Source organism: Mechercharimyces mesophilus, from assembly GCF_059818345.1.
On the sequence record NZ_JCBAPH010000001.1, the window covers coordinates 479,664 to 500,157 of the forward strand.

The 20,494-nt window shown below is 46.0% G+C and carries 23 protein-coding genes and 1 tRNA gene; 22 read left to right on the forward strand and 2 right to left on the reverse strand.

The annotated features are described in order from the left end of the window. Window positions 1-73 precede the first annotated feature (73 nt). The 14 genes from AC6RGY_RS02500 to AC6RGY_RS02565 all read left to right on the forward strand — a co-directional run bounded on the left by AC6RGY_RS02500 (window position 74) and on the right by AC6RGY_RS02565 (window position 13,862). Window positions 74-853: a class I SAM-dependent methyltransferase gene (locus tag AC6RGY_RS02500; protein WP_499859511.1), complete on the forward strand. Its 780-nt coding sequence runs from the start codon at window positions 74-76 to the stop codon at window positions 851-853. 186 nt (window positions 854-1,039) lie between these two features. After that, complete coding sequence (queF, locus tag AC6RGY_RS02505; protein ID WP_499859513.1) at window positions 1,040-1,462, forward strand: preQ(1) synthase; 423 nt, start codon at window positions 1,040-1,042, stop codon at window positions 1,460-1,462. A gap of 86 nt (window positions 1,463-1,548) precedes the next feature. After that, window positions 1,549-2,355, forward strand: coding sequence for a hydroxyethylthiazole kinase (thiM, locus tag AC6RGY_RS02510; RefSeq protein WP_499859515.1), 807 nt, complete (start codon window positions 1,549-1,551; stop codon window positions 2,353-2,355). 34 nt (window positions 2,356-2,389) lie between these two features. Further along, window positions 2,390-2,779, forward strand: a complete 390-nt coding sequence (locus tag AC6RGY_RS02515) for a hotdog fold thioesterase (protein WP_499859518.1) — start codon at window positions 2,390-2,392, stop codon at window positions 2,777-2,779. 331 nt (window positions 2,780-3,110) lie between these two features. Next, window positions 3,111-4,409 (forward strand): ABC transporter permease, encoded by a 1,299-nt coding sequence (locus tag AC6RGY_RS02520; protein ID WP_499859519.1) that lies wholly within the window; start codon window positions 3,111-3,113, stop codon window positions 4,407-4,409. 15 nt (window positions 4,410-4,424) lie between these two features. After that, entirely contained in the window at window positions 4,425-5,321 is an 897-nt protein-coding gene (locus tag AC6RGY_RS02525; protein ID WP_499859521.1) for an ABC transporter ATP-binding protein, read from the forward strand. Next, entirely contained in the window at window positions 5,318-6,070 is a 753-nt protein-coding gene (locus AC6RGY_RS02530) for an ABC transporter ATP-binding protein (protein WP_499859523.1), read from the forward strand. The genes AC6RGY_RS02525 and AC6RGY_RS02530 overlap by 4 nt, the downstream gene beginning before the upstream one ends. Further along, entirely contained in the window at window positions 6,063-6,758 is a 696-nt protein-coding gene (locus AC6RGY_RS02535; RefSeq protein ID WP_499859525.1) for a TetR/AcrR family transcriptional regulator, read from the forward strand. The genes AC6RGY_RS02530 and AC6RGY_RS02535 overlap by 8 nt, the downstream gene beginning before the upstream one ends. A 181-nt stretch (window positions 6,759-6,939) precedes the next feature. After that, window positions 6,940-8,103 (forward strand): cysteine desulfurase family protein, encoded by a 1,164-nt coding sequence (locus AC6RGY_RS02540; protein WP_499859528.1) that lies wholly within the window; start codon window positions 6,940-6,942, stop codon window positions 8,101-8,103. A gap of 14 nt (window positions 8,104-8,117) precedes the next feature. Beyond that, window positions 8,118-9,317, forward strand: a complete 1,200-nt coding sequence (gene thiI / locus AC6RGY_RS02545) for a tRNA uracil 4-sulfurtransferase ThiI (protein WP_499859531.1) — start codon at window positions 8,118-8,120, stop codon at window positions 9,315-9,317. A gap of 102 nt (window positions 9,318-9,419) precedes the next feature. Next, entirely contained in the window at window positions 9,420-11,078 is a 1,659-nt protein-coding gene (locus AC6RGY_RS02550; protein WP_499859535.1) for a M20/M25/M40 family metallo-hydrolase, read from the forward strand. Between the two features lie 211 nt (window positions 11,079-11,289). Then, entirely contained in the window at window positions 11,290-11,964 is a 675-nt protein-coding gene (locus AC6RGY_RS02555) for a TerC family protein (protein ID WP_499861431.1), read from the forward strand. A 186-nt stretch (window positions 11,965-12,150) separates the two neighbouring features. Beyond that, entirely contained in the window at window positions 12,151-12,729 is a 579-nt protein-coding gene (locus tag AC6RGY_RS02560) for a YkoP family protein (RefSeq protein WP_499859537.1), read from the forward strand. An 8-nt stretch (window positions 12,730-12,737) separates the two neighbouring features. Further along, on the forward strand, window positions 12,738-13,862 hold the full coding sequence (locus AC6RGY_RS02565; RefSeq protein ID WP_499859539.1) for an MGDG synthase family glycosyltransferase: 1,125 nt from the start codon (window positions 12,738-12,740) through the stop codon (window positions 13,860-13,862). A 57-nt stretch (window positions 13,863-13,919) separates the two neighbouring features. Here AC6RGY_RS02565 and AC6RGY_RS02570 read toward each other — a convergent pair whose 3' ends face one another. Both AC6RGY_RS02570 and AC6RGY_RS02575 read right to left on the reverse strand, forming a co-directional pair. After that, window positions 13,920-14,654, reverse strand: coding sequence for a metallophosphoesterase (locus AC6RGY_RS02570; protein WP_499861433.1), 735 nt, complete (start codon window positions 14,652-14,654; stop codon window positions 13,920-13,922). 214 nt (window positions 14,655-14,868) lie between these two features. Further along, window positions 14,869-14,943 (reverse strand) — tRNA-Gln (locus AC6RGY_RS02575). A gap of 433 nt (window positions 14,944-15,376) precedes the next feature. On the opposite strand from AC6RGY_RS02575, the gene AC6RGY_RS02580 reads away from it, so the two are divergent. The 8 genes from AC6RGY_RS02580 (at window position 15,377) to AC6RGY_RS02615 (ending at window position 20,200) form a co-directional block, all read left to right on the forward strand. Further along, complete coding sequence (locus AC6RGY_RS02580; RefSeq protein WP_499859541.1) at window positions 15,377-15,811, forward strand: hypothetical protein; 435 nt, start codon at window positions 15,377-15,379, stop codon at window positions 15,809-15,811. Window positions 15,812-16,006: 195 nt separating this feature from the next. Then, a complete protein-coding gene (locus tag AC6RGY_RS02585) occupies window positions 16,007-17,095 on the forward strand; it encodes a GspE/PulE family protein (protein WP_499859544.1) in 1,089 nt (362 codons plus the stop codon). Further along, complete coding sequence (locus tag AC6RGY_RS02590) at window positions 17,088-18,128, forward strand: type II secretion system F family protein (RefSeq protein ID WP_499859548.1); 1,041 nt, start codon at window positions 17,088-17,090, stop codon at window positions 18,126-18,128. Before AC6RGY_RS02585 ends, AC6RGY_RS02590 begins: the two co-directional genes overlap by 8 nt. Window positions 18,129-18,147: 19 nt before the next feature. Then, a complete protein-coding gene (locus tag AC6RGY_RS02595; protein WP_499859552.1) occupies window positions 18,148-18,489 on the forward strand; it encodes a competence type IV pilus major pilin ComGC in 342 nt (113 codons plus the stop codon). Window positions 18,490-18,494: 5 nt separating this feature from the next. Continuing rightward, entirely contained in the window at window positions 18,495-18,929 is a 435-nt protein-coding gene (locus AC6RGY_RS02600; RefSeq protein WP_499859557.1) for a prepilin-type N-terminal cleavage/methylation domain-containing protein, read from the forward strand. Then, a complete protein-coding gene (locus tag AC6RGY_RS02605) occupies window positions 18,926-19,312 on the forward strand; it encodes a pilus assembly FimT family protein (protein ID WP_499859562.1) in 387 nt (128 codons plus the stop codon). The genes AC6RGY_RS02600 and AC6RGY_RS02605 overlap by 4 nt, the downstream gene beginning before the upstream one ends. Beyond that, window positions 19,309-19,815, forward strand: coding sequence for a hypothetical protein (locus AC6RGY_RS02610; protein ID WP_499859564.1), 507 nt, complete (start codon window positions 19,309-19,311; stop codon window positions 19,813-19,815). The genes AC6RGY_RS02605 and AC6RGY_RS02610 overlap by 4 nt, the downstream gene beginning before the upstream one ends. Window positions 19,816-19,822: 7 nt before the next feature. Beyond that, window positions 19,823-20,200 (forward strand): hypothetical protein, encoded by a 378-nt coding sequence (locus tag AC6RGY_RS02615; protein WP_499859568.1) that lies wholly within the window; start codon window positions 19,823-19,825, stop codon window positions 20,198-20,200. Window positions 20,201-20,494: the final 294 nt, after the last annotated feature.

Consider the following 20,494-nt stretch of genomic DNA (forward strand, 5'->3'; position numbering starts at 1 on the left):
GCTGATGACAAAAAATGAAACTAAGTTTCATCTATTGAAACGAATGGTGGATGAGCTGAGGGGGAGAAAAGTGATGCCGATTAATTTTCACGATCCTAGTCAACGTTACTCTTATGCTACACGGGTAGCAGACCCGTCATGGAAAGAGAGCGTGCGAGAGTGGATCGACGTTCGTGGGATGAATATTTGTGACATCGGTTGTGGTGGCGGTATTTATTCGGAAGCGCTGATGGAGATGGGGGCATCCCATGTGACAGGGGTCGATTATTCCATGGAAATGATCGAAGCGGCGTCCAAGCGTTTAGCAGGTGATAAGCGTGTTCGCCTTCACCAAGGGAATGCTTATGAGACGGGTCTTTTTGAGATGACGTTTGACCTTGTCTTGCAACGGGCATTAATCCACCATGTACCCGATTTGCAGAAGACTTTTGTTGAGGCGAATCGCCTGCTAAAAAACGAAGGAATCCTTCTTCTTCAGGATCGCACGCTAGCTGATTGTTTGCTGCAGGGAAGTATTCACCATCTCCGTGGCTACTTCTTCGAGCAGTTTCCGCACCTAGTGGAGATTGAGCGGCAACGCAGACCTGCTAGCTCCCAAGTGTATACGGCTCTACAAGCTGCAGGGTTTTCTTCTATCCAGCAGAAAACGGTTTGGGAAGTTCGTAAAGTGTATCGGCGGAAGGAAGAAGTGCGCGATGAACTGATGGCTCGTACCGGTCGATCCATCTTACACGAATTAACGGATGTACAGTTAACACAGCTGGTCCAAGAAATAAATGAACGATTGCGTGATGTTACGGGTGAGATAGAGGAAGTAGAACGGTGGACGTTTTGGATTGCTCGCAAGAAGTAGTTTTTCTTTGAAAAGGCAAGGAAGAGCGGAGGGCTCTTCCAGTATGCTTAGCGTAGTTGGCGGGAATCCCCTATTTTTAGTGTTAATGGTCATTCATCTTCGCCTTCTCTTCCTGTATAATAGGGAACGGGAAAAAGACACCGCTCGGGCGGTAAAGAATGGACTGGCGAAACAGGAGGAGTTACCATGGAAAACAACACGATTGATCATAGCAAATATCAAAATATCCGCTTTGACACACAAGACGAATCCACCATCATGGTGGATATCTTAGAGACCATTGCTTACGAATATCCAGAGAAAGATACAGAAGTGGTCATTCCGACAAGCGAATTTACCTCTGTCTGTCCGTGGTCGGGTTTACCTGATTTCGCGGAAATGAAGATTACCTTCATTCCTCGAAATGATTTGATCGAAATGAAGTCGCTCAAATACTACTTAACCTCGTACCGCAATGTAGGGATCTATCAAGAACATGCGACCAATCGGATCTTAGATGATTTGGTTGCCCTAGCCAAGCCCAAATACATGAAAATCGAAGCACTCTGGAACCCTCGCGGCGGTCTTGGCACCAGCGTGGTTGCTGAGTATCACGCTGAGAAAGAATAAGAGAACAAGAAAAAAACCGGGACCATTCTTCCCGGTTTTTTCGATGAATCGAGAGAACCCCATTAAAAAACGAAAGGAGAGTCATGATGAAGATACTGTCTAGCGACTACCAACTCTTAGAGCGAGTGCGTACAGCCAACCCGCTCGTCCATCATATTACCAATGGAGTTACCATGAACGATAGCGCCAACATTACACTACATATTGGGGGATCACCCGTGATGGCCCATGCGAAAGAGGAAGTAGAGGAGATGGTTTCCTTGGCCTCTGCTTTGGTGTTAAATATTGGTACTCTAACCGAACCCCAAGTGGAGGCCATGATAGTTGCGGGGAAAAAAGCCAACCTATTGGGGACTCCCGTCATTATGGACCCAGTGGGAGTGGGGGCTACCACTTACCGCACCAAAGCGATGGAAAGGATTTTAACAGAGGTCCAAGTGGATGTACTCAAAGGAAACGCTGCTGAGATCGCTACCTTGTCTGGAGTTGAAGCAGAAGTTCGTGGAGTGGATGCAGGAAAAGTAGAGGCAGATCTAGAAGAGGTAGCTATTTCACTCGCTGATGGTTGGAAAACAGTGATCATTACCGGAGAGACGGATATTGTTACCGATGGCAGACGGGTGGCGCACATTCACAATGGTCATCCGCTCATGGGGAGCATTACCGGTACCGGTTGTATGGCAGCCTCCGTTATTGGGACACTGGTAGCAGTAGAACGCGACTATTGGTTGGCGGCCAGCATCGCCCTCATCGCTCTGGGTGTAGCAGGTGAAAAGGGTGCCCAGCAATCACAAGCACCAGCCAGTTTTAAAGTAGCCTTCTTCGATGCCCTCTCTCAAATGAACGCGATTGATTTGAGTGAACTAGCACGAGTGGAAGTAGATCAAATCTAAACAGGGAACAAGAGACAACAGAGGAGAGATCGGCATGGAAAAAAACCCAAAACATATGGTAGACCTACTCGGAATTGAGACCCTTGAGTTTACAAAAGAACGTGTCTTCCTGAAAATGCCTGTGGATGAGCGCGTACATCAACCGTATGGGATTTTACACGGCGGGGCCTCTGTCGTCTTAGCAGAGACGGCAGCCAGCTTTGGCTCTATACTCTACTGTGATAGTGAGACGGAGTCGCCTGTTGGATTGGAGATTAACGCCAATCACTTACGTCCCGTAAGAGAGGGATTTGTCTTTGCTGAAGCGACTCCGCTTCATACAGGGAAGAAAACGTTGGTTTGGGATATCCGTATACACGATGAGAAAGACCGCTTGATTTGCATCTCCCGTTGTACGGTGGCGAAAGTACAAAAGATGTCATAAGAAGTCTTAACGCTTAACGCTGATACATAGGAGCATCTTATCACTTTCCTTCTAAATAAATAAGGAATTTAGGGCAGGGGCCGATGGGGAGAGGCGCAAGATAGCGATGGATAGATCCGCCTTTCCCATGGTTTCCTACGTCTTTCGTGAGGATATCTGAAATGTTGACTTTTGCCTTCAAAGGAGCACAATCGAAGTCTCGTAGATCTGAAAGTAAAAAAGGTGCTCCTCTTTCTTTTTTTCGAATGTATTTTCCTCTTGTGAATCAGGAGGTTTTTTTATATGCTAAAAGTAAGTGATTACTCACTTTAAAAAAGGGGAGTGAAGTGAAATGATGAGGCGAATGGGTTCACTCATATGGAAAGAATTTATTCAATTGAGACGAGATCGACGAACATTGGCCATGATGTTGCTTTTGCCTATTATCTGGCTCGTCGCGTTTGGCTATGCAGTTCGTTTTGATATCGAAGATATCCATGTCTACGTGGTAGATAAAGCAGATAACGAGGCGAGTCGTCATGCGACGGAGCAGTTGGATGGGAACGATGAATTGCTCTTGGAGAGCGTAGTAGATGAAGATACCGGCAAACAGTACTTAGAAGAAGGGAAAGCGGATGTGGTCCTTACGTTTCCCCAAGGATATCAAGCTTTTCCTGAGACAGAGGAACAAAAGTTGACCATTCAGGTAGATGGTAGTCGCCTGTTTACTGCGCAATCAGCCGTCCGTCATACCTCTTCGTTCCTTATAGAACTGCAACAATCCAATATGAAAGGAATTCAAGAGGAGTTGACACTAACGTTGGAAGATCCCCCTGCCCCCTCATTCAGCTTACGTGAGATGGAAGAGCTGGCACCTCTATTACAGTCACTCTCCCCCTCTCAGATCGAACAAATGGAAAAGAACATGAGTGAGCAACTCAAAAATGGGATAGAGGAGAGTATGGCGGAACGCGCGGACAAACTGACCGACATCCTTCCTGACATGAAGCAGTTGGAGCCAGAAGTAGATGTTTTGTATAACCCGGATTTACGAAGTGTTGACTATATGATTCCAGGATTGGTGGGACTGGTGCTCATCTTCATTACGACACTGATGACCTCTTTGGGTGTGGTGAAGGAGAAAGAGAGGGGAACATTGGAGCAATTGGTCGTCTCCCCTCTCCGTTCATTTGAATTGATTTTAGGGAAGCTCATTCCTTATGTCTTGATCGCCTTTGTTGACTTCTTGCTGGTCTTCTTTGTCGGTGTTACCTTATTTGCTGTTCCTTTTCATGGTCCTTTCTTTTCTTTTATGTTTGTTGCTTTCCTCTTTTTGATCGGTTCACTAGGATTGGGACTTTTGATCTCCACGGTTTCGCAAAATCAACAACAGGCGATGCAACTAGCGGTACTGACACTTTTCCCACAAATTATTTTATCTGGGTTCGTCTTTCCTCTGGAAGCGATGCCATGGGGAATACGTTGGATTGCTTATCTCATGCCACTTACCTATTTTATTCCGATCAGTCGGGATGTTTTTCTTAAAGGCATGACGCCATGGGATTTTCCTCTGGAGATGCTGGTGCTGATTGGATTTGCTTGCTTCTTCATTCTACTGGCATCCATTCGTTTTCGGCGCAATTTATCCTAAAAAGGAGGTGTGAGCATGATTCGTGTGACGAATGTAAGTAAAACGTATGGCAAAGAAGTAGCCCTGGCACCGCTTGATCTGAACTTACCGCATAGACAGATCTATGGAGTGATTGGACCAGACGGAGCAGGCAAAACGACCTTATTGCGTTGTTTATGCGGAGCGCTCCGTCCCACCACCGGAGAGGTAGAGATTGAACAAACTTCCTTGGGTTATGTCTCCAGTCGCTTTGCTTTGTATGAAGAGTTGAGCATTGAGGAGAACATGCGATTTTACGGTGGGTTGTACGGACTGAGCAAAGCAGAAATTACGGAGCGGTCTTCTTCATTACTACAATGGGTGGGGCTAGATGACTTTAAGAAGCGATTAGCAGGAGCACTCTCAGGCGGGATGAAGCAGAAGCTAGCGATTGCTGTCTCGCTCTTGCATCAGCCCAAAGTGCTCATCCTAGATGAACCCACGTATGGAGTGGATCCACTTTCGCGCTGGGAAGTGTGGCAGTTGCTCCAGGATATCCATGCGAAAAAGACGACCATAATTGTGTCTACGCAATACCTGGAAGAGTCTCGCTATTGTCAGCAAGTTCTTTTCTTGCATAAGGGGGAGCTGTTGTTACAGGAAGATCCACAAAAATTGATCGACCAGTTTCCTTACCCGATCTATCAAGTGGAAAGTAGCCAACGACCTACCGTGGAAGAGATCCATGAATGGAAAAAGAGAGAGAAGATCATCGATGCTTATCGTAGAGGATCGAAGTGGATTCTGGTCTGTTCTGAAGGGACAGAACGGGGCGAAATTGCACGCCTCTTTGGTTGGGAAGAGGATACCCTCCAATCGAGTGCTCCCTCATTTGAGGACATCGTATTGGAGCGGTTAAGGCAACTTTCTAGTGAAGGGGGCGAGTTCGTATGATTCACTTACAAGAGATAAGTAAAACTTTTGGTTCCTTTACCGCTGTCCATAAGGTAAATCTCACGATAAAGAAAGGAGAAGTTTTTGGCCTTTTGGGAGGTAACGGGGCAGGTAAGACAACCTTAATCAAAATGATGTGTGGCGTGTTGGCTCCGAGTAGTGGTCAGGGGGAAGTGTTGGGGAAGGATATCCGTCGACAGCAGGCGATGATTCGCCCGCAGATTGGGTACATGTCACAAAAATTCTCTCTCTATATTGATTTATCGGTGGAAGAGAATATCCTCTTTTACGCGCGTCTATACGGTGTAGGGGAAAATAGTAAGAGCCGGGTTGAAGAACAATTGGTACAATATGATTTAACCAAGGTACGAAAGAAAAGGGTAGAGGAGCTTTCCGATGGAATCAAACAACGTGTTGCTTTTGCGAGTGCCGTTATCCATAACCCTCCTCTCCTCTTTTTGGATGAGCCGACGAGTGGGGTAGACCCGCTTACAAGACGGTTGTTTTGGGAGCATCTTTACCAATTAGGAGAAGGGGGAACAACGATTCTATTGACGACGCATTATATGGATGAGGCGGAGCAATGCGACCGTCTTGGTCTGATGAATCGCGGGGAGATGGTGGCAGTAGGGAGCTTACGTGAGTTGCGCCATCGATATAGGAGAGCGGACAGCGGGAGGGATGATCCTTCCCTTGAGGATATTTTTATCCATGTGATGAGAAGCGAGGGAGTAGAAACAGATGGCTGATTGGCAGGATTGGGTAGATGAGATTGCGACGCAATATGAGTTGGATCTAGATGAGTCAAAAAAACTAACCGAAAAACAGCGCAAGGTGTTGGAAGCCGCTATCCGTATGTTTGCTGAACGAGGATATAGTGGTGCCTCCACGCAAGGGATCGCGAAAGAGGCAGGGGTAGCGGAAGCAACCATATTTAAGCATTACAAATCCAAGAAAGGCCTCCTGTTACGTTTGGTCATACCGGTTATTTCTAAAGTGGCGACCCCGTACATTGTCCATTCTTTGTTGGATATTTTAGATGAAGACCTTCCGATGCGTACCATGATGGAAGAGCTGTATGCGGATCGTTTTCAATTGATAAGAAAGAACTGGGACCGCGTTAAGGTGATTCTGGTGGAGAGCCTTTTTCATCCAGAACTGAGGGAAGCATTGGAGAAGCATGTGATGCAATCGGTTTATCAAGTGATGTCCGAACCGATGGGGAAATTACAAAAGGAAGGAAAAATACGGTCCGATGTCCCGCTTCATGTCGTTTTGCGTAGCATTTTTTCGATGGGAATGGGGTATCTACTTTTTAGCCAAGTGGCGCCAAATCTATTGGCCCCACGTTCTGAGAAGGAAGAGATCGAATGGATCGCTGAGGTCATCCTACATGGATTGGCAGGACCTGAGGCGGAAGGTGAGAGAGATTCCTGATTTGACTTATACAATTGGGCTTTTCCCATCAGGTGGAGTGAATTTTCCACCTGATTTCCCTTTCTCCTATCCCCTCCTTTGGAAAGGGTGCGACTCTCTTTTCTTTTGTGGTATGATGTGTTCAGTCATTCATGATCAGATAAAAAGGTTATCGTAAGAAAGGAGATTATGAGGGGAGCCAATGATTTATTTAGATAATAGTGCAACCACAAAGCCTTCCGTGGAAGTGGTGGACGTCATGCAAAATGTACTAACCGACCTTTACGGAAACCCCTCTTCTCTACACGCAGCCGGTCTAAAAGTGGAGAGGTTTGTTCTGCATGCGCGTGAGACATTAGCACGGCTGTTGGCGGTGTCACCAGGGGAAGTCGTGTTTACTTCTGGTGGTACGGAAGCCAATAACTTGGCAATCAAGGGAAGCTTATTTGCATTACAAAAGCGTGGGCGTCACATGATCACGACGGCTGTGGAACACGATTCAGTCTTTCTGGTCGCGAAGCAGTTGGAGGAGTTAGGGTGGACAGTAACCTACCTCCCAGTGGATCATGCAGGACGTGTTTGTCCGGATGAGGTGGAGAACGCACTGACGGACGAAACCGTACTGGTCTCTATCATGCATGTAAACAACGAGGTGGGTACCATCCAGCCGATTCAAGAAATTGGTCAACGCTTGGCCAAGTATCCCAAAGTACGCTTTCACGTGGATGCAGTACAATCGTTTGGAAAGATCGACGTTCAGCCAAAGCAACTGGGTGTGGATTTGATGACGATTTCGGCTCATAAATTTCATGGTCCGAAAGGGATCGGTTGTTTATATGTACGGCAGGGTATGCCCCTCTATCCGCTGTTGGCTGGAGGTGGTCAAGAAGCAGGTTATCGCTCAGGAACAGAGAATGTTCCCGGAATTGCTGGTATGACCAAGGCGGCTGTGCTGACAATGAAAGAGCGTCATCAAAGAGAAGCGAAGTGGCGTCAGTGGAAAGAAAAGCTTGTTCAGAAAGTATCCACTTTTTTTGGTGATCGTGTCATACTTAATGGAGATCTTTCTGCTACTGGTAGCGCTCCGCACATCTTAAACCTCTCCTTTCCTGGTTTACGCTCGGAAGTGATGGTGCATGCTTTGGAAGAAGAGGGGGTCCTCGTCTCCAGTAAATCAGCATGTTCTTCCAAGGGAGAGGAGCCCAGTCGTGTTTTGGTGGCGATGGGGGTATCAGAAGAAGCCTCTTTAGGAGCTATCCGTATTAGTATGGGGCAAAAAACAACAGCAAGTGAAATGGAACAAACGGGTGAAGCGATCTGTCGTGCGTTAGATCGTCTGTGGCACATGACCTATCGCGATGAGTAGGAGGAGTTATTGTTATGTCATTTGATTGTATACTCATTCGTTATGGAGAATTAGCATTAAAAGGGAATAATCGTCGAGAGTTTGAGAATCGGTTACTAAGAAATATTCGGCAAAAGTTAAAACCATTTCATCAAACCAAAGTGTCCAAAACCTATGGTCGTCTCTTTGTGGAGCTGGGTGGGGAAGAGGCAGAGCCCGTCATGGAGAAATTGTCAGAGGTTTTTGGCGTCGTTGGTTTTAGTCCAGCTTTTCGGGTACTTTCCGATTATGAAGCCATCTGTCAAGCGGCCGTGAAGTTGGTGCGAGCGACGAATCCCGTCCCGCAAACATTTAAGGTGATTGCGAAGCGGAGCAACAAATCGTTTCCCATCCGCTCCCAAGAGTTGAATCGGCAAGTGGGCGGTCATTTGTTACAAGAAATCGATGGGTTATCTGTCGATGTCCATCAACCGGATTTAAAAGTACATGTGGAAGTCAGAGATGAACACACCTATGTGTATGGGAATGACCACGCAGGTTTAGGCGGATTACCTGTCGGTTCAAGTGGACGAGTGATGTTAATGCTTTCAGGTGGAATTGACAGCCCAGTAGCTGGCTACTTGGCACTTAAACGTGGAGCGGAGTTGCATGCTGTTCATTTCCATAGCCATCCCTTTACAAGTGAACGGGCACGCAAGAAAGTAGAGGATCTAGCTCAAATCTTGACGCGTTTTGGCGGAGAGATTCACCTGCATGTCGTACCCTTTACGGAAGCGCAAACACAAATTCGCCAAAAGTGTCTGGATGCCTATTCTATTACGGTCATGAGGCGACTGATGTTCCGTATCTCGGAGAAACTAGCAGAAAAGAAAAACGCCCTTGCCTTGGTGACAGGTGAAAGCTTAGGACAGGTTGCTAGCCAGACACTGGAAAGTATGAGAACGATTGGACAGGTGGTTGATATGCCTGTCTTGCGTCCCTTGATCGGGATGGATAAACAAGAAATTATGCAACTGGCCAAGCAGATGGAGACCTATGAAACGTCTATTCTACCGTATGAAGACTGCTGTACGATTTTCTTGCCGAAGTCACCTAAAACACGTCCCGGAATAAAAGAGACAGAGCGAACGGAGTCTCATCTGGATGTGGAGCAGTTGGTCGAGCAGGCCGTAGAAGGAACAGAAACCATGGTGCTGAAACCGACCAGTACACAATCGGAGTTTTCCTATTTCTAATATTTACAGGTAGCAAGAGGGTCATGTACGGGTGAAACTGCGTATGATAGAGGAAACATCTCAAGAATGGCTAGAGAATCCGTAGATGAGGAGGGATGAGGCATGCCCGATTTCCGTGAGGAAGTGTTGTCTTTAACCAAAGAGTTGGTTCAGCACCCAAGTGTTGTGGGAACGACGGGGGAACGAGATATAGCATTTAAAATCCATGACCTACTGCAAGAGATCCCTTATTTTCAGGATAATCCTGGACATCTACGGATTGTCCAGACCGAGGGAGAGTCTCAAGAACGGTATAATGTGCTTGCACTGGTTAAAGGACTAGACCCTAGCGAGGAAGAAACGGTCATCTTATTGGGTCATTTGGATACAGTAGGGATCGAAGACTATGGGAAATGGAAGAGATTTGCCTTTTCCCCTGATGAACTGATGGAGAAATGGAAAAATGGGAAAGTGAAGCCGTCTGTTCAGCGTGATCTGGATTCAGGAGAATGGATGTGTGGACGAGGGTCCGTAGATATGAAAAGTGGGGTGGCAAGTAATATTGCCTTAACCCATTATTTTGCCCGTCATCGCGAGCAACTAAAAGGCAACCTGTTGCTGTTGGTAGAATGTGATGAAGAGGATAGTTCGCGCGGTGTATTGTCTGCGTTGAAGGATTTACTCGCCTTGTCTCATCAAGAAAGGTTGCAGTATGTTGCTGCGATCAATTCCGACTACACTTCTCCGCGCTTTGAAGGGGACGAAAATCGGTATGTGTATCTAGGGACGGTTGGCAAGTTGTTACCTGCTTTTTTTATTGTCGGGAAAGAAACGCATGCAGGCCAAGCATTTGAAGGGTTTGATCCCAACTTGGTGGCTGCTGAATTGACAGCCAGGCTGGATTATAATACCGATTTTTGTGATGAGATGTACGGAGAAGTGACCACACCACCGGTATCATTGAAACAGACGGATCTAAAACCTTCCTATGATGTGCAAACGCCACTGGCGGCCTTTTCTTATTACAATTTCTTTGTACACAGCTGGTCACCCAAAGATGTACTGGAACGTATGAAAGAAGTGGCCCGTACGGCATTTGAGCAGGCGATTAACCGTTTTCAAGCTCGTTATCGCCAATTTTGTGATCTGAGCGGGGAGCCATATGTGCGACAAGAAATTGAGCCCCGTGTTTATACGTATGAGGAATTTTATGCGCTATGCCAAGAGGAGCATGGAGAAGAGTTTGAACAAGATATGCGCTTAGCAGCTTCCCAATACAAGCAAGATAAAGATCTCGACATGCGTCAATACTGTTGTAAAATGGTAGAGCGGATGTGGGAGTGGGCAGAAGATGACTCTCCGGCCGTTATTTTATTTTATGCGACACTTTATCAGCCGCGGGTCGTTTTAAACGAGTCGGATACACGTGACCGACGCTTAATTGAAGCGGTCCATGAAGGGGTAAACGCTGTACAATCGGATTATCCGCATCCCATACAGATAAGAAACTTCTTCCCCTATATCTCAGATATGAGTTTTGTTGCTATCAGTGATGATATGGAGGGAATTCAGGCATTGGAAAACAATATTCCTGCATGGGGAACGAAATTAAAAATGGATGTGGATGCTATTCGTGCTCTGGATGTACCGGTGGTCAATGTCGGGCCCTATGGAATGGATGCCCATAAGCAATGGGAGCGCGTAGAGATTCCTTATTCGATGGAGATTGTGCCTAAGTTAACCTATTCCATTATTCGTACCTTATTGGACACTTCCGACTAAAAATAAGGGCTTTTTCATTGGAATACGCTATACTATAGGTAAATACATTATACGGTGTGCCTGTCCTGAAATAGGAAAAATCCATTATGAAATGTTTACATCAAGTGCAATGTTTATCAAAAATGTATTTGTGAGTTGGGACAGAAATGATTATATTCTAGAAAGGATTTTTTGTAATGTGGCTTGTCATGGGAAGGATGAATAAGGCTTGATGGATGCACAGTTTTGGCTCGGGTTCGCAAATATTATTATATTGGATTTGGTTCTAAGTGGTGATAATGCGGTTGTCATTGGGATGGCTGCGCGGAAGTTGTCTCCGCAACAGCGGAAAAAGGCGATCTTATACGGAAGCTTGATGGCAGTGTTATTACGTGTCACACTAACCATCGTTGCTGTCTACTTACTGTTTATTCCCCTTTTACGCACTATCGGGGGGTTACTGCTCATCTGGATTGCGATTAGCCTGTTAGTAGAAGAGGAAGAAGATAGCAATATAGGGGCAGCAGGACCTTCGATGAAAAGCGCCATTAAAACGATTATTATCGCGGATGTGATTATGAGCCTGGATAATGTATTAGCGATTGCGGGTGCTTCCCACGGAAATATTTATCTCGTGCTATTTGGCTTAGCTTTAAGTATCCCCATTTTGATGTGGGGCAGCAAAATGATCGCTTCGATTATGAACCAGTTTCCTTGGATCGTGTATGTGGGTTCGGCGATCTTAGGGTATACGGCTGGCGATCTAGTAATTGGAGATAATTGGATGAAAACTGTCATTGAACAACAACAGCTCCATTTCCTAGAATGGCTGATTCCAATAAGTATGTCCGCTACTGTATTGGTAGTAGGCTGGTTGCTTCAACGAAAAAAAAGAAGCAGCAGATAATAAAGGAAGCATAGCCGGTGAAAATCACGATTCTTAACGATAAAAGCGACAACCCTTGGCATAAGGCCTCTCTTTATTAGGGAGGCTTTTTCTTTATTTCCAATGGGTTTCACTCATTTCTTGTCATGAGGGGATCATAATAGTAACAATCATTGAGGGTATCGAAGATGACGGGAGAGAAGGGCAGTGGAGAATGGGATTCTGACGTTATGGCAGTGGTGGGATCACCTTTATTTTCGCTTAACACGTCTTCAATATGTGGACCGCGCAGGGGGAAACATCTTTCGGATTGTGGTAAAAAGATATGGGGGAAAATCGATTACAACTTCAGATGGAGTGGTATTAAGAAAAGGAGATCGCTATGTCAAGCTGCACATCTACAATTGCAAATTGGCAGGGCTCTTACGTAAGAAAGAGAAAAATAGTGAAGTGCAGATGGCAGTCCTGATGATTCAGCTCATTCGACAGTCCCTTCCTAGATTGGCGCAACGAATCGAGGAGCATCCTGATGCGAATGAGATAAAAGTGGCTTTAGGAATAACCTTTTTGCACCGTGGTGCTCATCACCTGGGTTTCGATACGCATCCGATAGAAAGTAAGGGGCACCGGATGGTGAAAAGTCTCTTTTTTCGCATTATCTTGTGTGTATGCCGTCCACAGGGATGGAGACGCTTGTTTGAACGGAATACGAAGCTCGTTCCGAAGAACGTGTACATGTCCAAAGAGAAGATCTTAAGCGAGTATGGAGGGATCAGAGAGGAGTGAGGTAAGCTGTGGCAGATATTCTCATTCTAACAGAGACAATGGGCGGGAGTGGTCACCATCAAGCGGCCATGGCATTAAAACAGGGATTGGCATGTAAATCCCCACAACACACCGTAGAGATAGAAAGTGGTCTTACACAGTTTAGCCCCTATGTGGTGGGAGTGATAAAAAAGCTATATTCACATACGCTTCACCATGTCCCGCGGTTGTGGGGAGCAGCTTATGAGCGTGAAACAAGATGGAGCCAGTTATTTCAGGAGCCGTTAGGGAGGATGATTGCAAATCGTCTACGCGAATGGTTGGAAGATCGATCGCCACAGGTTGTCATCTGTACCCATGCATTTTGCCTAGGTGCAATGGCTGTCATAAAAAAGGAGGGTGCTACTCCCTTTTGTTTAGGGGCGGTGATCACAGATTTTGATGTGAATGGCTTTTGGGTACATTCGGATGTGGATTTCTACCTGGTCGCACATGCCTCCATAAAAGAGAAACTAGTGCAACGGTACGGATTGCTACCCGAGCGCATCCATGTGACAGGCATTCCGATTCGTCCATCTTTTACTGAGGAGAAGGCGATGTCACGAGAAGCGTTGCGGTTGTCTTGGGGTCTATTTCCTGATCGTTTTACCGTGTTACTGATGGGCGGAGGTGGGGGTCTTGGACCTGTGAAGGAATCATTGGAACCCATACTCAGCTTCTTTCGGGATATTCAGGTTGTCGTGGTAACAGGGAGTAACAAGCGATTGTATCAATCGTTGCAAGCGCAATATCAAGAGGATGAACGCATTCTCATCACAGGGTATGTAGAGGAAATGGCCTCACTGATGCAATTATCTGATGTGATGATTTCCAAGCCAGGAGGATTGACAACATCAGAGGCACTCGCTGTAGGGTTGCCGATGGCTATTTGCCAGCCGATACCTGGACAAGAGGAACGAAATAGCCGCTTTTTATTACGAGAGCAGGTTGCTGTACGCGAAGACGATCCCATCCATCTTCCATATAAGATGAATCTTCTTTACTCACACATAGGGGAGCGGGAAGCGATGAAGAAGCGGGCAAAGCAGTTGGGGCATCCCTCATCCGCACATGCGGGTGCTGAGGTGGCTGCCGCTTACCTACGTAGCGAATAAAAAGACCAATCGCCTGGCTCAGACGATTGGTCACTTTTAATCATATTAAGATAAGCTTCAAGAGGAGAGGTCACGATTTCCTAAGTTGTGAAAGGTGATCTCGGGACGAGAGCGGAGACGCAGATTTAATGCTGTTTGTCCCAGACCTTCACTAATATAAAAGGCTCGTTCACGATGGTAATGAAGTCCTTTGATCATCTTCAAGCGCGGAAGTTTCCCCATCTTGCGTAAATGGAAAGGACGTGGCCAGTGAATTTGCCCACCATGGAAATGACCAGATAAGAGGTAGTCGAACGAATGATTTTCCATTTCCAATACAATATTGGGATCATGGGTTAATACTAAGTTGATTTCCTCTTCGTTTAACCCTTCGTAGGACTTCTCAACGTCGCTATGACGCGTGTGATAATCATCTATTCCTATGATATTGATTGTCTTGCCGTTGACCTTCAACTTATGGTTCTCATTCTGTAGAACAACGCACCCGTATGCTTCCATTCGTTGACGGATTTCGGGAATGCGGTGTGCCACTTTATAGTCATGGTTTCCGAAAACGGCATACATACCATAACGAGGGTTTAGAGAAGCGAGTTGGTCCATATATTCGAAGAAACGGTCGATCATCGGTTCCGTGTCCAAATAATCGCCGGTAAGTGCAATAAGATCAATGGGTTTGCCATCAGACACATGTTCTTTTAGGCTTTCAGGACTAATGGAGAGTCGCTCCATATGCAAGTCCGAAAGGTGCAAGATCCGTAGGCCCTCTTTATCAAGGGGGCGTTTCACTTTCATGTCGACATGGTTAACCAGTGGCCGATAGGTGTTGAAGCGGGCAAATCCCCAAAGCGAAAAAATCGTCCCTGCTACAATTGACGATAATACTATCACAGGATTCACCTCTTACTTTTAAATTTTCGAAAAAACTCCCTTTCATTATAAAGGGAGCCGTGCGGGTAAGTCTAGTGCAATATATGCCATGGGCAATGAATGAGCCGAATTAGAGCAATGGCTGGGAAGGCAGGGGTCGAACCTGCGCATCGCGGAGTCAAAGTCCGTTGCCTTACCACTTGGCTACTCCCCACTGTTTATAGGGATTAAGATGGCTAAAAGGGGGAGGAAGTATGCAAGGGGAGAAAAAGTGAAAATTATATTAAAATTTCATATTTTTTATGGCGGTTTTGTGAACATATTGATCTTTTTGTTGGGTTTGACCCCGCTTCTACTAAGCAGGTTTTCCAAGCTGGTGGAGCCCAATGGCCATCTAATTCCCTGTTGATTCGGCTTGAGCGATTAACCTGCTTGAGAGGTATCACACCATGCTTGTCCCCCATGATCATCTGATGATTTTCAAAGGCTTTAAAGGAGTAATCTGTCTCGCTGATTCCCAAAGTAGAAAGGGAGGACTTATCCAGTGCATAATTATAAGAATATTCTATTATTATATAGACAGAGATAGGTGAGTGTGGTAAGCTGACGGAGATAAGAATGGAACGAGCGAGGAAAGGGGGATCGGCGTGGAAGCCCAAATTTTAGCGGAGTTACAGAAACTGAATCAGGGTCAGCAGGAGTTACTCAAAAATCAACAAGCCTTCGCTGTGAAGCTGGAGCATTTTGAACAACGTCTAGATGCATTTGAAGAGAGGCAAGAGCGCTTTGAACAACGCATAGATGCATTTGAAGAAAGGCAAGAGCGCTTTGAACAACGCATAGATGCATTTGAAGAGAGACAAGAACGCTTTGAACAACGCTTAGATACAGTTGATGAGAGACTCGATGTGATTGAACAGAGGCTTGAAGTTGGCTTTGCAGAGGTTCAAGAAACATTACTCGAGATGACACGAGCAGTAAATCATGCAGTGGGTGGCGTCAAGCATGAAACATTGGCGTTAAATAAACGCTTGTTTCGTGTAGAAAGTGAATTGGAAGGAATCAATGAAAAAGTGGGTTAGCCCCTAACCTATACGCTTATAGCGTGAGGTAGGGTCTTTTTTTGTTTGCAGAGCTCTAGTTGTGACGATAGAAATGTCGAATCACACCCTTTTTTACCAAATTTAAATCAATTATTTTCGGAAAGTAAAAGGGAATCTGATTAAATTTGTTGAAATATGGGTTTGTAACTTCTTTAACCAATAGAGGTGTTTCGTTTGAACATTGTTTCTTATGTTACCTGGCTTTTTGAGCAAGCGCTGTGCGCTCGCGCAAGTGACATTCACATGGAACCCATTGAGGAGGGGCTCCGTATTCGGCAACGGGTGGATGGATTGCTGGTTGAGTTGGATCAGATTTCTAAGAAAGAAGGACAGGCTGTCATTTCACGGATTAAGGTAATGGGGAAGTTGGATATCGGTGAGAAGAGACTACCGCAAGATGGAGCGTGCACGGTACCCGCAAATAAAGGTGGAAGAACAATGGATATCCGTCTCTCGACGATGCCGACTCTTTATGGAGAAAGGTTGGTTTTACGCTTTCTGAATAACCGAGCACGGAAATTGAGGTTGACGGATCTGGGTCTCGAAAGAGAAGAGAGGTTACGGTTGCATCAGATGATCACCCAGCCACATGGTCTCATGATTGTTACGGGTCCCACTGGGAGTGGGAAGACGACCACTTTGTATGCGTTACTACAAGAGTTAAATCAACCTGAAGTGAACATTGTTACCTTAGAAGATCCAGTAGAATGCCATCTCGAAGGGATTAATCAAGTGCCGATTCGTTCAAAAACAGGACTAACCTTCTCTTCTGGATTACGTGCTCTCTTAAGGCAAGATCCCAATGTCATCATGGTGGGTGAGATTCGAGATCAAGAGACAGCAGAAATTGCTCTGCGGGCAGCACTCACTGGTCACCTTGTTTTAACAACCCTTCACACTTCGGATACTTGCGGAGCCATTACGCGCCTTCTGGATATGGGGATCGCTCCCTACAGGGTAGCCGCTGCGCTTACCGGTGTCATTGCGCAACGCTTGGTGCGACTCCTTTGTCCAACTTGCCAGGGACGAGGGTGTAATGCATGTCAGCAAGTAGGTTGTCGGGGGCGTAAAGGGGTATTTGAAGTGCTTTCCATTACGGAAGAGTGGGAACGATTGATAGCCAAAGGGGTGTCCCTATCCGAATTGCGCAAGCACTTAAAAAGAGAGGGTATCTCTACTTTGGCCGATGTGGGCCGGAAACGTGTTTACTCAGGGGAAATTGATTTACACGAGTACCATCGGGTGGTGGAAGGATTTGCTTAAGTCTGTTTGGAAGGATAAGAAGGTTGCTTTATTTAGTAAGTATTTGGCTAACTTATTGGAGAGTGGATTTCCTTTACTCCCCAGTTTACGTTTGTTAGCAGAACAGAAAGTGATAACCGAATTGGAAGCGGATCGCATCTGCAAGTGCCTTGAATCTGGAGATCGCTTTTCGTTCGCTCTTGAACAAGAGAAGTTTCCCCCAATGGCTCTTTCTTTCATTCGTGCATCGGAGGAGCATGGTGATCTTTGTTTTGGATTGGAACAGGGGGAGCAGTATTATCGTGAACGCGAGCACTTCATCCGAGAAGTGAGACAGGCCATGCTTTATCCTGTGGTTGTGATGGGAATGGTAGTAGTCGCTTTATTGTTTCTCTTGTTTGTGGTTATTCCTCGATTCAAAGGGTTGTATGAATCCATGGGAGTGGAGCTTCCTCCATTTACGCGAATGATGCTGGCATCAGTGGAATGGGCGCGTGTAGGATTTGTCGTACTCTTTTTATTTTGTTTATTTATATTATTTTGCTATTTAGGAAGTCGCTTCTTCTCTCCATATCAACGTAGTCGTGGGTTGGAGGTCGTGATGAGAGTTCCTGTTATTCGCCGGTATTTACAGCAGAGAACCACGCATTACTTTGCGATTCAGTTGGGGTCTCTTCTGCGAGCAGGGATTTCTCTATTGGATGCCCTAACATTTATTCGCCGCTTTTCGCCTTGGCAACCGTTGACGGACCGTGTCCGGCGGATGGAAAAGCAGTTACTCAATGGGGTTCCTTTTTATGAATCCATTTCGATTGCTGGAAAGGGGATCTTTTTACCAACACTCGTACCCATGGTGGCTTTGGGTGAGGAAATGGGGAGATTGGATGACTCTCTACTTACGCTAGCACAAGCAACCGCTTTATCCATGAAAGAGCGAGCACGCCGATTGACACGATCGCTGGAACCTCTCCTTATTTTTTCGATCGGTATTTGGATTGCACTTACAGTGGTCACTTTATTCTTGCCTATGCTTAATCTGATACAGACGATTTAACTAGAATAGGAGGATGAAAGTGAAAAACACGAGACAGAATGAGCGAGGATTTACGCTCATTGAGATGTTGGTTGTGCTGTTTATTATTGGAGTGGTTATTGCGATTGCCCTTCCCAACCTCATTTCTGCAGGGGAAAAGTCTCAGTTGCGAGCTTGTGAGGCCAACCGGAAAATGATCGGTGCCCAAGCAGATAATTATTATTTGGAGATGGGAAGTTACCCGACGACCGTAGCCAAGCTGACGGAAGCGGAGTACTTACGTTCCACTCCTGTTTGCCCATCGGGTGGAGCCTATACCATTGATGAGACAGCGGAAAGCGCCAAGCGAGTCTCCTGCTCGGAACATGGTCATGAGGAGTGAAGAAGATGAAGCGGGAGGGTGGTTTTACTCTGATTGAGTTAATGATCAGTATCTCGATCTTGGCGGTGATGACAGCCATCGCGTTGCCCGCGTGGAGCTTTCTTGGTGAACGGACAAAAGAGGAGTTGTTTCTTGATCAATTGGCAGCCGATATTCGTACGGCACAGCGGGTGGCAGAGAGTGAAGAAGCGGAAGTGGTGTTAAAGGTAGAAGGGAGAGAGGGTGTTTATCGTATCTTGCAAGAGGGGAATGTGCTGCTAAAAGAGCCTATCCCCAAGGGATATCAATTGAAGGATAACTATACAGAGGAAGGATTGGTTTTTCGCGCTACTGGACAAGCAAGGGGTGGCACTTTTTCTTTGGTTAAAGGAGAGGAGATTGTAGCAGAAGTGGTGGTACAAGTGGCATCGGGTCGTCCACGAGTGGAGCGATCCCCTTGAGGAGGCAGAACGGGCGGGCTGAAGGTGGGTTTACCTTTGTTGAAATCGTCACCTCACTGATGATCTTAAGTGTGCTGGCTGTTTTTAGTTTACCCATCTTGATGGAACTAAGAGATGAACAACAAGAGCAAGATCAGGTGTTTGAAGGCAGGCAATTTCTTCTGTCTCAGATGGAGAAGCTGGAGCGTCAAGTGGAGTTCACACCGCAAATAGGCGAGGAAGAGTATCAAAGTCAGTGGATGGAGGGAGTGGTTTATCGCTTATCATGGGAGAGAACACAAGTAGATACTCATCTGATCGAGACGCGCGTCCGAATTCAATGGAGAGAAAACGATGGAAAGGAGAGGGCATTAGAACAAGCTTCACTACAATACGTACCATGAGCTACATCGTTCGAGAATACAATCGCTCCGCCTCTTCCAAGGAAGAGGGATTTACTTATATTGAAGTGATACTCTCGCTATCTTTATTTGTGCTCCTTCTACCCGCTATATTCTCACTCAATTGGGTAGTAGAATCGGAAACGAAAGAGACGATGGGACGACAGAAGTTGGAGATGGCCTGGGGAGCCTATTATTCTGATATGAAAGAAGAGGTTGGACAGGGAAAGAACTTTCGCTTAAGTGATGCAGGAGATCTTCAGTTTGATCTGCCGAGTGGCAAGAGCCTGCAATATCGATTGGACAGCCGAGGAAGGAGGGTGGTACGCGAAGTAAAGGCTGTAGGAGGAACGGATTACAGGGGAACAACAATCCTTCTACAGGATGTTTATTACGCTGTTTTTGTACCGAAACAGGATGGAGTCTGGATCGATATCGGTTTGCAGAATTGGACGGCTGATATGGAGATGGAAACCTTTATTCGCAGTCGTCTCGCAAAGGAGTAAGGAAGGAATGTGGCAAAAGGAAGAAGGGCTGGCCCTTCCCACCGTGCTCGCAGCAACTTTGATCATTTTCCTCTTACTGACGGTCGCCATCTCTCATACGATTCGCAGTCAACAGAGCGAACAACTCGAATGGCAAATGATCAAAGCTCAGTCCGCAGCAGAAAGTGGCATCGCTCAGATGCAAGCACGACTGCGTGAAGAGCCGACATGGGAAGGGAGTCATACGATGGAGTGGGAAGGCATAGAGGTGACCACGACCGCAAAAAGAGATCCGAATGGCCAAGTAAGAGTCGTATCGGTTGGAAGAGCACAGCATGAGGTAAAGCAGACAGTAAGAGTGATATTGGAGAGAGAGAAGTTCACGATTGTGGAGTGGGAAGGATAGCCCAACATCTGTGAACCTCCCGGGGTTTTTCAGTTTTTTAAATAGGGACAATATACATCTTCTTCCTGTGTTATACTATATAATGTGATAATTATGTATACGATCCCTCAATCGTAACCTTGTGCACTTTGCCCTCCTTATGCAAGGAGTATTTTTTTCTCAAAGTCTGATCTTTAGCGTCTTTATTCGATATAATGAGCATGAGCAAACCAGTGACAAGCTAAAGGTCAGACTTGTCCCCTGGTATGAGGAAAGGGTTTTAAGAACTCTTTTACAAGAAAAGATAACTGAATG

What these genes read in the sequence shown, in the direction of transcription:
- AC6RGY_RS02500 (WP_499859511.1), top strand. Translation starts at nt 74, where the DNA reads ATGCCGATTAATTTTCACGATCCTAGTCAACGTTACTCTTATGCTACA.
- queF (WP_499859513.1), top strand. Translation starts at nt 1,040, where the DNA reads ATGGAAAACAACACGATTGATCATAGCAAATATCAAAATATCCGCTTT.
- thiM (WP_499859515.1), top strand. Translation starts at nt 1,549, where the DNA reads ATGAAGATACTGTCTAGCGACTACCAACTCTTAGAGCGAGTGCGTACA.
- AC6RGY_RS02515 (WP_499859518.1), top strand. Translation starts at nt 2,390, where the DNA reads ATGGAAAAAAACCCAAAACATATGGTAGACCTACTCGGAATTGAGACC.
- AC6RGY_RS02520 (WP_499859519.1), top strand. Translation starts at nt 3,111, where the DNA reads ATGATGAGGCGAATGGGTTCACTCATATGGAAAGAATTTATTCAATTG.
- AC6RGY_RS02525 (WP_499859521.1), top strand. Translation starts at nt 4,425, where the DNA reads ATGATTCGTGTGACGAATGTAAGTAAAACGTATGGCAAAGAAGTAGCC.
- AC6RGY_RS02530 (WP_499859523.1), top strand. Translation starts at nt 5,318, where the DNA reads ATGATTCACTTACAAGAGATAAGTAAAACTTTTGGTTCCTTTACCGCT.
- AC6RGY_RS02535 (WP_499859525.1), top strand. Translation starts at nt 6,063, where the DNA reads ATGGCTGATTGGCAGGATTGGGTAGATGAGATTGCGACGCAATATGAG.
- AC6RGY_RS02540 (WP_499859528.1), top strand. Translation starts at nt 6,940, where the DNA reads ATGATTTATTTAGATAATAGTGCAACCACAAAGCCTTCCGTGGAAGTG.
- thiI (WP_499859531.1), top strand. Translation starts at nt 8,118, where the DNA reads ATGTCATTTGATTGTATACTCATTCGTTATGGAGAATTAGCATTAAAA.
- AC6RGY_RS02550 (WP_499859535.1), top strand. Translation starts at nt 9,420, where the DNA reads ATGCCCGATTTCCGTGAGGAAGTGTTGTCTTTAACCAAAGAGTTGGTT.
- AC6RGY_RS02555 (WP_499861431.1), top strand. Translation starts at nt 11,290, where the DNA reads ATGGATGCACAGTTTTGGCTCGGGTTCGCAAATATTATTATATTGGAT.
- AC6RGY_RS02570 (WP_499861433.1), bottom strand. Translation starts at nt 14,654, where the DNA reads ATGAAAGTGAAACGCCCCCTTGATAAAGAGGGCCTACGGATCTTGCAC.
- AC6RGY_RS02600 (WP_499859557.1), top strand. Translation starts at nt 18,495, where the DNA reads ATGAAGCGGGAGGGTGGTTTTACTCTGATTGAGTTAATGATCAGTATC.
- AC6RGY_RS02610 (WP_499859564.1), top strand. Translation starts at nt 19,309, where the DNA reads ATGAGCTACATCGTTCGAGAATACAATCGCTCCGCCTCTTCCAAGGAA.
- AC6RGY_RS02615 (WP_499859568.1), top strand. Translation starts at nt 19,823, where the DNA reads ATGTGGCAAAAGGAAGAAGGGCTGGCCCTTCCCACCGTGCTCGCAGCA.